This window comes from Hungatella sp. (assembly GCF_046966825.1).
Genome location: NZ_JBKVCZ010000153.1, coordinates 1 through 15,052, shown reverse-complemented (window position 1 = coordinate 15,052; position 15,052 = coordinate 1). Strand labels below are relative to the sequence as shown.

General features: G+C 52.0%; 14 protein-coding genes. 2 read left to right on the top strand and 12 right to left on the bottom strand.

Translation table 11 applies throughout. The features are described from left to right. The coding region (locus ACLTD4_RS28930; protein ID WP_412331768.1) for a carbamoyl phosphate synthase small subunit at positions 1-1,039 on the bottom strand (1,039 nt) is incomplete at its 3' end. 293 nt (positions 1,040-1,332) lie between these two features. On the opposite strand from ACLTD4_RS28930, the gene ACLTD4_RS28925 reads away from it, so the two are divergent. Together ACLTD4_RS28925 and ACLTD4_RS28920 are read left to right on the top strand one after the other, a co-directional pair. Continuing rightward, on the top strand, positions 1,333-1,509 hold the full coding sequence (locus tag ACLTD4_RS28925) for a hypothetical protein (protein WP_167437531.1): 177 nt from the start codon (positions 1,333-1,335) through the stop codon (positions 1,507-1,509). 170 nt (positions 1,510-1,679) lie between these two features. Continuing rightward, positions 1,680-2,951, top strand: coding sequence for a peptidoglycan-binding protein (locus tag ACLTD4_RS28920; protein ID WP_055658723.1), 1,272 nt, complete (start codon positions 1,680-1,682; stop codon positions 2,949-2,951). 131 nt (positions 2,952-3,082) lie between these two features. Here ACLTD4_RS28920 and ACLTD4_RS28915 read toward each other — a convergent pair whose 3' ends face one another. The 11 genes from ACLTD4_RS28915 to ACLTD4_RS28865 form a co-directional block, all read right to left on the bottom strand. Then, a complete protein-coding gene (locus ACLTD4_RS28915) occupies positions 3,083-3,988 on the bottom strand; it encodes a DUF368 domain-containing protein (RefSeq protein WP_055658722.1) in 906 nt (301 codons plus the stop codon). Between the two features lie 32 nt (positions 3,989-4,020). Next, positions 4,021-4,665 (bottom strand): HAD family hydrolase, encoded by a 645-nt coding sequence (locus ACLTD4_RS28910; protein WP_055658720.1) that lies wholly within the window; start codon positions 4,663-4,665, stop codon positions 4,021-4,023. 360 nt (positions 4,666-5,025) lie between these two features. Beyond that, positions 5,026-5,664 carry an AAA family ATPase gene (locus ACLTD4_RS28905; RefSeq protein ID WP_412331767.1) on the bottom strand — a complete coding sequence of 213 codons (639 nt, stop codon included), beginning with the start codon at positions 5,662-5,664 and terminating at the stop codon, positions 5,026-5,028. Between the two features lie 153 nt (positions 5,665-5,817). Next, positions 5,818-6,600 carry an N-acetylmuramoyl-L-alanine amidase gene (locus ACLTD4_RS28900; protein ID WP_117623607.1) on the bottom strand — a complete coding sequence of 261 codons (783 nt, stop codon included), beginning with the start codon at positions 6,598-6,600 and terminating at the stop codon, positions 5,818-5,820. 72 nt (positions 6,601-6,672) lie between these two features. Continuing rightward, entirely contained in the window at positions 6,673-8,877 is a 2,205-nt protein-coding gene (locus tag ACLTD4_RS28895) for a glycoside hydrolase family 2 protein (protein ID WP_055658715.1), read from the bottom strand. A gap of 111 nt (positions 8,878-8,988) precedes the next feature. Next, entirely contained in the window at positions 8,989-9,459 is a 471-nt protein-coding gene (locus tag ACLTD4_RS28890; RefSeq protein WP_055658713.1) for an Lrp/AsnC family transcriptional regulator, read from the bottom strand. Positions 9,460-9,634: 175 nt separating this feature from the next. After that, positions 9,635-10,864 (bottom strand): LL-diaminopimelate aminotransferase, encoded by a 1,230-nt coding sequence (locus tag ACLTD4_RS28885; RefSeq protein ID WP_055658711.1) that lies wholly within the window; start codon positions 10,862-10,864, stop codon positions 9,635-9,637. A gap of 21 nt (positions 10,865-10,885) precedes the next feature. Further along, on the bottom strand, positions 10,886-11,695 hold the full coding sequence (dapF, locus tag ACLTD4_RS28880) for a diaminopimelate epimerase (RefSeq protein ID WP_002603181.1): 810 nt from the start codon (positions 11,693-11,695) through the stop codon (positions 10,886-10,888). 10 nt (positions 11,696-11,705) lie between these two features. Beyond that, the gene (locus ACLTD4_RS28875; protein ID WP_117623605.1) at positions 11,706-12,254 is read right to left on the bottom strand and encodes an ANTAR domain-containing response regulator; all 549 of its coding nucleotides are present in this window, start codon (positions 12,252-12,254) and stop codon (positions 11,706-11,708) included. 20 nt (positions 12,255-12,274) lie between these two features. Continuing rightward, complete coding sequence (glnA, locus tag ACLTD4_RS28870) at positions 12,275-13,612, bottom strand: type I glutamate--ammonia ligase (protein ID WP_117623604.1); 1,338 nt, start codon at positions 13,610-13,612, stop codon at positions 12,275-12,277. A gap of 233 nt (positions 13,613-13,845) precedes the next feature. After that, a partial coding sequence (locus ACLTD4_RS28865) for a heavy metal translocating P-type ATPase (protein ID WP_412331766.1) occupies positions 13,846-15,052 on the bottom strand: 1,207 nt, incomplete at its 5' end.

Sequence of the window (15,052 nt, the reverse complement as noted above, 5' to 3'; positions counted from 1 at the left end):
CAAATAAGTAGCCGGAGTCCAGCGGTCCCGGACATGCCTCCGGATGGTACTGAACCGTGAAAATGTTTTTATTTACGTATTTTAAGCCCTCGTTGGTGCCGTCGTTGACATTGACAAATGCCGGAACGGCCGTCTCAGGTTTAAGCGTATCCATGTCCACCACATAACCGTGGTTCTGTGACGAGATGTAGACGCGTCCTGTCTCTAAGTCCTTTACCGGATGGTTTCCGCCGCGGTGACCGTATTTTAACTTGTGAGTATCCGCGCCTGTGGCCAGCGCCATCAGCTGATGACCGAGGCAGATGGCAAAGATCGGAACCTCTGATTCATATAATTTGCGGATCTCGGTGATAATATCCGTACACTCCTTTGGATCTCCAGGGCCGTTGGAAAGCATGATTCCGTCAGGATTTTCCGCCAGAATCTCTTCCGCTGCCGTCGTCGCCGGGTATACGGTAACCTGGCAGCCTCTCTCATTCAAAGAACGGGCAATATTCATCTTGGCGCCTAAATCGAGAAGCGCCACCTTCTTTCCGTCTCCCGGAAGCACGTATTTTTCAGCGCAGGTGGTTTTCTTCACCACACCGGTAACCGAATAATTTTTCATACGGGCAACAGCCTCATCACAATCAAAATTTTCATTGGTTGTAATCATGCCGTTCATTGTACCTTTTTCTCTTAAGATTTTTGTTAGGGCTCTCGTATCGATACCACTGATACCTGGAATATCTTGTTCCTCTAAGAAATGCTGAATGGTATCCCCGCTTCTGAAGTTGCTGGGGATTCTAGATAATTCTCTGACAATGTAGCCGTCCGGCCATGCTTTATACGATTCCATATCTTCACGACAAATTCCGTAATTACCAATCAGCGGATACGTCATCACCACGGCCTGCCCCGCGTACGAAGGGTCGGTGAGGACTTCTAAATAACCGGTCATGGAAGTATTAAATACGATTTCGCTGATTACTTCCCTTTTCGAACCAATGCTGGTCCCTGTGAATACGGTTCCGTCTTCCAGTATTAAAAAAGCTTTCATACGTAAAGTCCCAATCCTTTCTTAATGCTATGCGTTGTTTGAGCGTTCTGAAAATCAGCCCAAATTGAATAGATTATACATGATTTCACGACATTTTTCAACTGTTTTCTGCACGATTGTCTGACTATCTTTTTCCGTTTTTCGCAGGCTATTTTAAACATATTATACAATACCCTGATTTATATATTGAGATGGATGGTTCTTCCGGCCGTGGCATTCACATCCTTAAGGAATCGCCTTTCCGGCGAATAACCGGATTCAAAACTGCAGAGACTATCTCCGAGGTGATGTTTATGATAGATAACAGTGAAATGCCCATCGGTTTTACCATGGAGCTGGCACAGCATTCCGACATTCTGACCCGTTTTGCGGAGCTTCCGGAATCCAGACGGAACGAACTCGTAGACGGAGCCAGAAACGTTGAGAGCCGGAATGAAATGCGTAACTACGTAGAGTCCATGTTCCGGTAAAACGTCCGGAAATTCGGAATCCCTTCAGTCAGCCAGGATTCCCGGTCTGCGGCGCCTGCCCCCCTCCCGGCAGAAACTTTCTCCGCCGCAGACCGTTTTCCGGAAAAACCGGAACATTTGCGAGACAGCCGTCATATACTGTCAGTAATCATCCAATAAAGGGGCAATCTATGAGAAAATATATGACCGCTGCCGCACTGGAACCTACTGATACCGGCTCACTCCAGGTAAATGTAGTTTCTGCGGAAAACAATTTTCCTATCCGCGATGCCGAAGTTTCCATCGCTTACAAAGGTGATCCTGAAAGCACTGTAGAATCAACGAACACCAATTCTTCCGGCCAGACCGGGGAGATCCGCTTAGCCGCTCCTCCACTGGAATACAGCCTGTCGCCCGGCTTAATCCAGCCCTATTCCGAATATACCATCACCATCCGGGCGCGGGGCTTTGCGGAAGTCGCCATCTCCGGAACGGAAATCCTGCCGGACGCTCTTGCAATCCAGCCGGTCCGTATGACGCCGCTGGCTGACGAGGTATCACCGGACACTCCCATCGTCATTCCGGATCACACGCTCTATGGCTACTATCCGCCGAAAATTGCTGAAGCAGAAGTAAAGCCGGTGGCTGAAACCGGTGAGATCGTCTTAAGCCGCGTGGTAGTTCCTCAGACCGTCGTGGTTCATGACGGGGTTCCTACCGATTCAACCGCCCCCAATTACTACGTTCCATACCGGGACTACATCAAGAATGTGGCCTCCAGTGAAATTTACGCCACCTGGCCCCGTTCCTCCATCACGGCAAACGTTCTGGCCATCATGAGCTTCACGCTGAACCGTGTCTATACGGAGTGGTACCGCAACCAGGGCTACGATTTCACCATTACCTCTTCCACCGCTTTTGACCATAAATGGATCTACGGCAGAAATATCTTCCAGTCCATCTCCGAGGTTGTGGATGAGATCTTCGACAACTACTTATCGCGTCCCGAGGTCAAACAGCCGATCTTAACCCAGTACTGTGACGGCAACCGGGTGTCCTGCCAGCACAAAGGCTGGATGACCCAGTGGGGCTCCGCCGACTTAGGCGAGCGCGGATACAGCCCCATTGAAATTCTGCGCTATTTCTACGGTGATGACATGTACATCAATACCGCCGAGCAGATTTCCGGTATCCCTGCTTCCTGGCCCGGCTACGATTTAACCATCGGCTCCAGCGGCCAAAAGGTACAGCAGGTGCAGGAACAGCTGGACGCCATCGCCACCGTATACAGCGCTATCCCGCACATTACGCCGGATGGAATCTTCGGACCGGCAACCGCCGCCGCTGTGCGGGAATTCCAGTCCATTTTTGGTATTCCGGTGACGGGAGTCATTGACTTTCGAACCTGGTACAGGATATCCCATATTTATGTGGGAATCACAAGAATCGCCGAGTTAAATTAATTAAGAAATTAAGAAAAATAAGAAGAAAAGCCAGATGCATCGGCTCTGCTGATCAGACGATGCATCTGGCTTTTTGTATTTCTGTTTTTTGTGTTCCTGTTTTCTTGTATTCCCGTTTCTCAACCGCCGGCTCATCCTTCTCCGCCGCACCGAACCGCCGCCACGTATCCCAGCAGGCACAGGGAAATCCCGCCAAGCAGCTGGTAGAGTTCGATCTGTTTCCACGCCACATCCCACAGGATCACCACCGGCGAGGAAAATACCAGGCCGATGATCACGCGGTACATCTGGCGCTCATGATTGACCAGAAGATGTTCCACAATTTTGGCAAACAGAAAAATTCCGAGTCCCAGCCCTGTAAAATAAGGAAGCAGGACCAGTCCATCGGATAGAAGCGCTGGAAAATCAAACGCGGCCGCCGCCCTGATACAGCCGTTTGTCGTCTGCAGCAGCGGCTCGTACACACCGATCATCATCATGATCATGGAGCCGCTCACGCCCGGAACCACCATGGTTCCCGCAGCCAGTATGCCCACAAAGAACATGGAGATGATCCAGAACCGGCCGGAAGAGAGATAGGCTGCTCCGGTCTTCGCCGCTTCGCCTCCAGCCTGGGAACCGGAGGCGAGGGATATTCCGCCCGCCACGGTGATGAAGATCACCACGGCGGCTGTGATGCAGATCGTCACAGCCCCCAGTCTCTTCTCTCCAGGCTCCGCCTTCGCCTTTGTCTTCTCAAACAGAGCAGGAAGGCCGCCGCCGATAAGCCCGATAAACGCCAGCTTCGTCTGTAAGGGAAACGTCCCAAATAAGTATTCGAACACCAGAGACAGGCTGATGATCCCAGCCACCGCCCCCAGACCGTAGGGAAACAGCGTTTTTATGCTTTCCACCGGTTCCATAAAGAGCCGGTTCACCGCATGGATGATCGTGTCGTACACGCCCATGGATATGGCCAGCATCCCGCCGCTGATGCCGGGAAGGATATTGGCAATTCCTATGACCACGCCTTTCAGCAATTCACCGATATACTCCAAATCATTCCTCCTTCAAGGTTGTATATCGTATTTTATGCTTCATCCACCACTTCTAATACCTCTTTCACCCTGGCAATGTGATAATCCGCCAGACTCTGGTCGAAATTGTAGCGGTCATCGATCACCGCCGCAATCTTCATCCCGGCTCTGCTGGCCGCTGTAATCCCAATGGTGGAATCCTCCACCGCCAGACACTCTTCCGTCTTTACGCCCAGCTGGGACGCTGTATACTGATAGATTTCAGGGTCCGGTTTGCTCCGTTTAAACTGGCTGCCGCTGACCACCACTTCAAAATATTCCCGTATCTCATTTTCACGAAGAACCCGTTCCACCAAGTCCAGCTGAGTGGAAGAAGCCAGCGCGAGCCGGTATCCCTTTTCCTTCAAAGTTCTTAAAACTTCCGTAACTTCCGGGCGGTAGATCTCTCTATAGTCCACCTCACTGTAAATATCACGCTGGCGGCACTCATCTCTCAATTCCTCCCACGGCTGTCCGTTATCGACCGCACGCTCCAGTACCTCCCACGCCTCTTTTTTCGTCGCGCCAACCATCGGATAAAGTTGTTCGATACGCACGTTCGGGTTCTTCTTCCTGGCAAATTCCAGCTGAAATTCCAAATACGTTCCCTCACTGTCGATGATCACGCCATCCATGTCAAAAATCACTGCCTTAACCATGTGTTTCCTCTCTCCTGTCCCTTATCCTGCGTTACCAGTATTTCCGTTATTACCATTCCCAGGCGCCTTTTCGCAATTCCGGCCTGCCCGGATGGCTCTATCATATCACACTACTGCCGGTTTTCACAATATATCATTTTTAGCCATCAGGATAAACTCACAGAATTATGAAAAGCTGCATTTGTCGAGCTGAAACTGGGTGAAGCACTCCGGCCCCGGCTCGCTGGCGGAATAAAAACCCTGAAATCTCTCTCAACCTCATAAGGAACCACACTTCTTAATAATTCTGTAAAATTACAGGTTTATCCTGTACAGCCGCCCAAAAAACGGCACAGCCAAACATGACTGTGCCGCCCGAACTCATATTTTATAGCCTCTGATCTTTATGTACTCCTCGATCATTCTGACACTTCCCTTGATTCCGGCCGTTGATGTATTGATCAGAAGATCGTAGTTCTCCGGGTCCGCCCATCCTCTCCCGGTATAATAACGGTAGTAATTCCGTCGTTCCTTGTCAATCCGCTTCACATTCTTCTTAATGTCCTCCGGCGCATAGAGTTCTTTCTCCTTTATCCTGCGGATTCTCGCGTCCATATCCGAATAAATGAAGATCCGCACCAGTTCGATGTTGTCCGCATCCTCCAGCACGTAATCCACGCAACGGCCCACAATAACGCAGGACTGCTCCTCTGCCAGCTTCCGGATCACCTCCGATTGAAAACGGAATAAGTTGTCCGCCGAGATCAGGTCCGAACCGAAGCTTGGGCCTCTCATCTCCGGCGTCATGCTGCTGATAATCCGGTACAGAAGCCGGTTCCCCGCTTTCTCATCCGCCAGATGAAAGTAACTCTCCTTGATGCCGCTCTCGTCGGAATTCATACGCAGAATATTCTTGTCGTAAAAATCAATTCCCAGTTCTCCCGCCAACTTCCGACCGATTTCATTGCCGCCGCTGCCATACTGACGGCCAATGGTAATAACAAGTTTCTTATCTCCCATGTGAATCCCTCCTGTGCATGCGTGACCGTTGATTTGTTGTTTTTCTGTCTCTATTATAACACACATTTTCTGTCGCGGACACTATTTTTCCGGAATATGGAGTTCTCCGGCGGGACCATTTTCACCAATGGAAAATGGTCCCGGTCCGGTCTCTTAAGAAACTGCCGGTCTTCTGACAAGAAATGTATTGTATCCATACCGTCTCAGCTCCTGCTCCATGCGCACGGCGTTATCCAGCTCACGGAAAGCACCGGCACGCACCTTGAATAAACCGTCCTCATTGACGATAAACGCCGGGAATCCCTGGGACCGCAGCGTATTCATCTGCTGTTCTGCCAGAGAGCGGATGCGGTAAGCTCCCGTCTGAATCTGGTAGTATTCCGGCTGCTCCGCTTCCCCTTCCCGGATCGTTGTCAGAATTCCGTCGGCAATCGCTCTTGCGATGGCATCAATATTATCATCAAAGAGCTGGTTGTCAGCCTCATTGTCGATGAATCCCACCTCCACCAGAACGGCCGGCATCTCGGTTCTGCGAAGCACGACCAGCCCCGGCCTCTCGATGATGCCCAGATTGGCAAACCCCGTATTGGCCAGCTCCTCGTTGATATTGTTCGCAAGCTGGGCCGGAACCCCCTTATTCTCAAATACGAGACTCATAACTCCGGAGGCGCTGCCTGGTATCGGCATGGCATTCCGGTGAATCGATACGAAATAGTCCGCTCCCGCCTCATTCGCCATCGTGGCCTTTTCCAGAGGCGTATTATACGTATCATCTGTTCTTGTATATCTGACGTCTACTCCATTCTCCGACAGAATTTTTCCTACCGCCAGGGCAAGCCTTAATGCATCATCCTTTTCCTGTCTTCCTTCAAATTTTGCGCCCGGATCAGCGCCGCCGTGACCGGCATCTATCACTACTATCTTTCTTTCAGCCAAAAGAAAAACTCCTTTCACATACCTCTATGATGTAAAGTATGTGAAAAGAGCCCTGAATGTACCATTTTTGATCTATTCCTGTAGTTTCTTCACTTTTGTAAGGCGTTCATTCAGCCGGACGACCCATTCATTGCGTATGAGTCCTCCCGATTTCCTTGCAATGCTTTCTAACGGAAGCGCTCCCAGCGTATGCAGCAGGGGCCGGTTCAACACATCGGCTCCCGCCTCCTCCTCCAGAACCTTTTTCGCCTCCGGATTATCCAATATCTCATCCAGTGTATCGTATACGGAATGATACCCGTTCCTCACACGATACTCCGTCGCCACCTCCCGCATCTCCGCATTTCTGTCCTGTCTGAATAAATAGGAAGGTTCATCCGCCGGTTCTCCATACAGGATCACATCGTCGTAATCCCCGCGCTCCGTCTTCACCAGAATATCATTCTTCCCCGGAAGCAGCACCACCCCGTCCAGCCAGAAGATATGGCAGTCCTTGCACATGGCTCCCATGGATTTGCTGTTCACAAACAGCTCCACGTCCTCCGCGTTTGAATAAACACGGATGGTGTTCCTGCTTTCCGCCCGCCTCTTATAACGCTTTCCGGTAATATGAACCACAGGCTCCCCGGACCACTCCGCCTTATACAGGTAAAATGCGTCCTTTCTCGTCTTTCGGTCATACGTGACCAGCCCCTTGTTATTTCTCCCGCTCACACCGCCTTCCTTTCGGTTGACGGAGGCGAAATCACACAGATTCCACACATAGGACGCCCACACCAGCGGATGCTCCCTTATGATTGCCAGCATCTCTTCGTGGTACAGAGACTGGTAGCTTTCGGAGTAATCGCCTCTCGTCGGTGAACCGGTCTGGTAAGTCAGGATTCCATCCGCGCCGTATTCCGATATGGCGATCGGAACCGGCACCTGCTTCTGCTGCAGTTCATCCAGCCATACTCCCATGTCACTGCATTCCCCCACATACCATCCGTAATAGACATTATAGCCGATTCCGTCGGTAATGGCGCTCAAAGGGCTGTCCTCCGCAAGCGTCATCATGTGGGAGCAGACCGTGATGCGTCCGGGATCGAGGCATTTCGCCAATGCGTTCATCTCCCGAAGCGCCTCCTCCACCCAGTCCTCTGCGCCGAACATGGTCACATCGTTGCCGATTCCCCAGAAGCAGATGGACGGATGGTTGTAGTTCTGTTTTATCAGCTCCGTCAGCTGCAAAAGAGCGTTTTCTCTGGCCGCTGCACTGTCTGAGAGTCTGGAGATAAACGGAATCTCCGCCCATACTGCCAGCCCCTCCCGGTCGCACAGCTCATAAAAATAAGGAGCGTGCTGATAGTGGGCCAGCCTTACGGTATTGGCGCCGATTTCCTTTAAGAGGGCCATGTCCTCCTCCATGTCCTCCCGGGAAATGGCCCATCCACGGTCCTCCCGGTCCTGATGGCGCCCCACGCCGCGAAGAAACAGCCTCTCTCCGTTCAGCTGAAAGCCGCTTTCTGCGGAAAGGCGGATGCTTCGGAAGCCGAATCGGATCATCCGCTTCTCCATCCACCTTCCGTTTTTCAGCAAATCTGCAGACAGTGTGTACTGATAAGCACCACTGCGTCCATTCCACAAAACAGGCTGCTCGATAAAAAGCTCTGCCGGCTCTTTCCCTGCCTTGACCGTCGCTTTCGCACACAGCTCCCCGTCCTGATCCAGCACCTGGCAGCAGACCTCGCACCCCTCCGGCTCGTCCACCACGCTGTACACGCGGACCCGTCCTCTGCCGCCGCCCGTAATCTCCGGAATGATATAAATACCCTCGGAGCCGTCGTCATCCAGGCTGAATCTCGACGCATCCGCCACCACCAGATTGACATCCCGGTAAATACCGCCGAAAAACGTGTAGTCCGCTGCGATCGGATACACATCGTCGCGCACGGAATTGTCCACCCGCACTTCAATCCGGTTGCACTGCCCCGGTCTCATCCATTTCGTAATGTTAAACCGGAATAAGGAGTATCCGCCCTTATGCGTCCCCACCGGCTGACCATTGACCACAACCTCGGCGACACTGCCCGCAGCGCCTATCTCCAGATAGATGTCCCTGTCTTTCCAGTCATCCGACATCTCAATCTGCTTTTCATAGACGCACACTCCCACATAGCCGCCGTTTCCATTCTGTCCTCCCCTGATATCCCAGATGTGAGGCAGCGTGACCACGGCGGCAGGGCTTCCATCGCCTTTTCTGAATTTCCAGTCAGAATTAATATTGTATCTTCTCATTCTGCTCCTCCCTGCTGAAAACGCATCCCTGTCTGCCTGATACCTTTAGTTACATTATACAAAAACTTCAGAAAAGGCACAATACTTTTTATAAAAATGCACTATAATTAATTATTCATTAGTCGACCGAAGAAATGAATCGCCGGCCTCCATACAATCCGCCCCTCTGGGACCGACTGGAGTTGACAGTACGATCTGTGTGTTCGTCTTTCCGTATTTCTGCACTTCACCGATAAAAGCGTCCAGCTCCATGGTGCTGCTGAAGGCCACCTTCAGCAGCATGGAGTAGTCGCCCGTCACGCAGCTGCACTCCAGCACATTGGGTATCTCCGCCATCCGTTCGTAAAATACCAGCTTCTCTCCAGGCAGAACATCCAGATTTACATATGCCGTGATGTGATATCCCAGCTTAACCGGATCCACTGCCGCGTGGTACCCCGTGATGATGTCCTCCCGTTCCAGTTTTCCAATCCTGGAGGAAACCGCCGGCGAAGACAGAAAGGTACTCTCAGCAATCTTCTTGAGGGAATACCTTGCATTTTCCTGCAGCATCTGCAATATTTTCTTATCGATCTCATCCATCTGATTTTTCTCTCCTTTTATAGAATAAAAATTCCGGCAAGCGGAGTCCCCTGTGAAACAAAAAAAGCGTCAGTACCACCAGGGTACGAACGCTTTTGTCCTTTTTATTCACAACCATTATCTTTATTTTCTTATTTCTCATCTATCATAACCACAGAAAGAGTGGTTGTCAACGTTATTTTCTTAGGGAAACCATATTTTTCATGCGCTCCACGGCCTCCACCGTGTTCTCATACGTGCCGAATGCCGTTAAACGGAAGTATCCCTCGCCGCTGGGCCCGAATCCGCTTCCAGGAGTTCCCACCACGCCGGCCTCGTTTAAGAGGCAGTCGAAGAACTCCCAGGAGGTCATTCCGCCAGGGACTAAAAGCCAGATATAGGGGGCGTTGACACCGCCGTACACCTCGCATCCGATTTCCTTCAGCCCCTCATAGATCACCTTCGCATTTCTCATATAATAGGCTACCTGTTCCTTTAGCTGCTCTCTGCCTTTCGGAGAGTATACCGCCTCACCGGCCTTCTGAACGATATAGGGGGCGCCGTTGAACTTCGTTCCGTGGCGCCTCGCCCACAGGGAATGGAGCATGACACCTCCACGGACCAGTTCCTTCGGAATCACGGTAAAGCCCAGACGCACGCCGGTAAAGCCGGCGTTTTTCGAGAAGGAACGGAACTCTATGGCACACGTTCTGGCCCCTTCGATCTCAAAGATGGAGTGTGGAACCGACTGCTCTGCGATATACGCCTCGTAAGCCGCATCGTAAAGGATCACGGCTCCCGTTCTGTTGGCATAGTCGACCCACACCTTAAGCTGGTCTCTCGTAAGCGTCGTTCCGGTCGGATTGTTTGGAACGCACAGATAGATCAGATCGGGAGTCTCCTCCGGGAGCTCCGGGACAAACTGGTTTTCCGCCGTGCACGGCATGTAAATGACTCTGCTCCATTTTCCCGTCTTCTCATCATACTCTCCGGTTCTGCCGGCCATGACGTTGGAATCCACGTAAACCGGATAGACCGGATCGCAGACGGCAATTACCGCGTCCTCGCTGAATATCTCCTGGATATTGCCGCAGTCGCATTTCGCACCGTCGGAGATGAAGATTTCATCCGCCTCGATCTTGCATCCACGGGCCGCGTAGTCGCCAGCCGCGATGGCCTCCCGCAAAAAGCCATAGCCCAGATCCGGCGCGTAACCATGAAATGTCTCTACACTGCCCATCTCCTCCACGGCATCGTGAAGCGCCTGTATGAGAGCCGGCGCAATGGGCTGCGTAACGTCGCCGATTCCCAGCCGGATAATCTTCTTATCCGGATTTGCAGCAGTATAGGCGTTCACCTTTTTCGCGATAGCGGAAAACAGGTAGCTTCCCGGCAGTTTCAGATAGTTGTCATTTACTTTTACCATCGATGTCCTCCTGTGAGCATATTATAAATTTTCTGGATCAAATTCCCCCTGAAATACTTCCACGGCCGGTCCGGTCATATACACATGGCCGCTCTCCCGGTCCCAGGTAATGCTTAATATTCCCCCCTTCAGTTCCACCTCCACGGTATTCTCCGTCCTGCCGCTTAAGACGGAGGCTACAGCGCTCGCCGTCGCTCCCGTGCCGCAGGCCCACGTCTCTCCGCTTCCGCGCTCCCAGACACGCATGCGGAGATGGCTTCTGTCGATCACCTGGATAAACTCTGAATTGGTCCGTTCCGGGAAACGTTCATGTGTCTCAAACGCCGGTCCCATGGCCTCTAAATCCAGTCCGTCAATCTCATCCATATAATAGATGGCGTGAGGATTTCCCATGGAGATTCCGATGAATTCATAGGACCGGCCGTCGATCGTGATCGGCTCCGGCACCTCTCCCGTCACCTCGGGAATCCCCATATCCACAGTGATGAGCACAGCCTTACCGCCCTCGTCAGTAACCTTTAAATGCTTGATTCCCGCCTTCGTCTCCACATCGAATTCATCTTTTTCCACGATATGGTGATCGTACACGTATTTCCCCACACACCGGATTCCGTTTCCGCACATCTCGCTCTCGGAGCCGTCGGCATTAAACATCTTCATGCGGCAGTCCGCTTGCCCGGAAGGGCAGATCAGAATCAGGCCATCCGAACCGATTCCAAAATGGCGGTCACTGACCTTTACCGCCAGCTCCTCCGGCCGCTCCACCGTCTCCTCAAAACAGTTGATATACACGTAGTCGTTACCCGTTCCCTGCATCTTTGTAAACTTCATGGTATCCCCCTTATCTGTTAATCAGGCTCATGATCATCTGCGCGGTTTCCACCATGTTGGTGCCGCTGTCCATGCTGCATTTCTGCAGATAGCGGTGGGCATCCGCCTCGGTCATATGGTTTCTGTCCATCAGAAGCGCCTTCGCCTGTTTGATTAATTCCTGTTCTTCCCTGCTTCGTTCCAGGGGCTTCAGTCTCTGTTTTCTCCTCCTCCTGACCAGCGATTCCATCATCATCTCCAGAGTGCTGATCAGATCGTGAACCTTCAGGGGCAGTCCGAGACAGACCACATCCTCCGGCGCTCTTCCGTTCCAGAGTCCCGGCGATGCCACCAAAAGCATCCGGACTCCCGGCGGCAGACAGTCGTAGAGTTCCTCGTACACCATGTCTGCAAATCTGGCCCCGCATACCACAATTCCACTTCCCAGTTCATCGGCGCTGTTAATGGCCTGTGCGCCGGAAGTACAGACCGCCGCGACCGAAAAGCCATTTTTTGCAAGGATATTCCTAATATTTTTCGCGTCCTCCGGTTTGGAGAACGCCACAATCACATTGGCCAAGCGCACTCACCTCCAGGGTATCAATACTTATACAAGTACTCCTTTGTCTCCCAATCCGTTACGTACGCCCGGAACATCCGCCATTCGGCTTCCTTGGCCTCCAGATACTTGGTATAAATATGCTCTCCCAGAACCTCTTTCATGAATTCGCTGCTCTTAAATTCCTCGATGGCCTCTCCGAGCGTCTCAGGAAGCCTGGATATACCGCGCGAAAGAACCTCCTCCGGCGCCATGGTATAAATATTAGTATCCACACTGTCGGGCGGAACCATACCTTTTTTAATCCCGTCCAGGCCAGCCGCCAGGCAGGCCGCCAGTGCAAGATACGGATTGACGGAAGGGTCCGGGCAGCGCAGCTCGATCCGGGTGCTCTCTCCTCTCGACGACGGAATCCGAATCAGCGGACTGCGGTTTGCCTTTGCGGACCACGCGATATAGATGGGCGCGTCGTACCCGGGTACGAGCCGCTTGTAGGAATTCACCAGCGGATTCGTTAAAATGGTCATCTCCTTCATATGGCAGAGGATGCCGGCCATAAACTGGTAGGCGAGCTGGCTGAGCCCCAGCGGATCCGCCTCATCCTCAAATAAGTTCTTTCCATTTAAGTCAGACAGGGACATATTTAAATGCATACCCGATCCATTGACTCCCGCCTTCGGCTTCGGCATAAATGTGGCATGAAGGCCGTGGCGTTTCGCAATCGCTTTTACTGCCATCTTAAACGTCATGACATTGTCAGCCGTCACCAGCCCTTCCGCGTATTCAAAGTCAATTTCATGCTGTCCCGGCGCCATCTCGTGGTGAGAGGCCTCTATCATAAATCCCATATCCTCCAGATTGAGCACGATATCCCGGCGGACATTCTCTCCCTGATCAATAGGAGCCACGTCGAAGTACCCGGCCATTTCGTGGGTCTCCGTCGTCGGTCGTCCCTCCTCGTCTGTCTGAAAAATGAAAAATTCGCATTCCGGTCCGGCATTAAAGACAAACCCCATATCGGCCGCTTCCTTTAGCACGCTTCTCAGCACATACCGCGGATCCCCCTCAAACGGAGTCTTATTGGGACGGTAGACGTCACACATCAGCCGCGCCACCTTTCCCTGCTGCGGGCGCCACGGAAAAATCTCAAAGGTATCCAGATCCGGATATAAATACATATCGGATTCCTCGATCCGCACAAAGCCCTCGATCGAGGACCCGTCAAACATGCAGCGGTTATCGAGCGCCTTCTTCAGCTGACTCGATGTGATTGCAACATTTTTCAGCATGCCAAAAATGTCAGTGAATTGAAGCCGGATAAACTCCACATCCTCCTCTTCCACGATTCGGAAGATATCTTCCTTACTGTATTTGCTCATAATAGCGTCTCCCTTTCCTCTTACACAAAAAGGGGCGTGATGTGCCAGAACCCCTGACCGGAGCGTCCGCCCCGATGAAATTCTCTTACATCACCCCCGTTATATGCATAAAATATAACAGCTTGAAAAAAGTTTGTCAATGTATTTTTATTCTTATTCTGGAAGCATTTTATTCATATTTGGAAAACAATCCAGTCATCCGGTTTTCCCGAAAAGGTATGGGGCCATTTCCCTTAAACTTCCGTACCTGCGCTGCCCTGAAACGCCTTATCCCGCGCCTTCTTATAATTCAGCGCCCGGATGGCATTTAAGATCGCCAGTACCGAAACACCCACATCGGCGAATACCGCCGCCCACATGGTTGCAAATCCGAGTGCCGTCAGAATCAAAACCAGCACCTTGACACCGATTGCAAATATAATATTCTGTTTTACAATCCGCATGGTTTTTCTGGCGATAACGATGGCATCCACGAGTTTGGAAGGTTCATCTGTCATAATCACCACATCCGCCGCTTCCACTGCCGCGTCGGAACCAATTCCGCCCATGGCGATACCGATATCCGCCCTGGCAAGAACAGGGGCGTCATTGATGCCGTCACCCACGAATCCCAGTGTGCTGCCTTCCGGCTTCGTAGTGAGGAGTTCTTCTACCTTCCCCACTTTATCCCCCGGCAGGAGGCCGCCGTACGCTTCATCGAGGCTCAGCTTATCCGCAACCGCCCTGCCCACTTCCGGTTTGTCTCCGGTCAGCATTATGAGACGTCTGACGCCGGCTCTTCTCAGTCCGTGCAGCGCTTCCGGCACATCCTCACGCACCGTATCGGAAATGATGATGGATCCGAGGAACACGCCGCCTTCTGCGATGTAAAGGGATGTTCCCATAATCTCCGGCACATCCGTAATGGTGATTCCCTGTGCCTTCATCAGCCTTTCGTTACCGATATATAAGTCTTTTCTGCCGTTCTCCAAATCCAGTACCGCGTGGATTCCGTGTCCGGCAATCTCTTCCGCCGTGACGATCCTGGATTCCTCCACGCTCTTTCCATATGCTTCCTTCACCGACAGGGCAATCGGATGGTTGGAATGAAACTCTCCGTAGGCTGCCAGTTCAAGCAGTTCGTCCTTCGTTCCCTCCACCGGTTTTACCCGTGTCACCTGGAACTTCCCAGTGGTCAGTGTTCCTGTCTTATCAAATACCACCGTATCGAGTGACGCCACCGCTTCCAGATAATTGCTTCCCTTCATCAGGATTCCCTGCTTCGAAGCCGCTCCCAGACCTCCGAAGAAGCTGAGCGGAACGGAGATAACCAGTGCGCATGGGCAGGACACTACCAGGAAACTGCACGCGCGGTAAATCCAGATTCCCCAGTTTCCGGCCGAGAGCAGAGGCGGAATAATAGCCAGAGCCAGCGCCAGACAGACGACCACTGGGGTATAC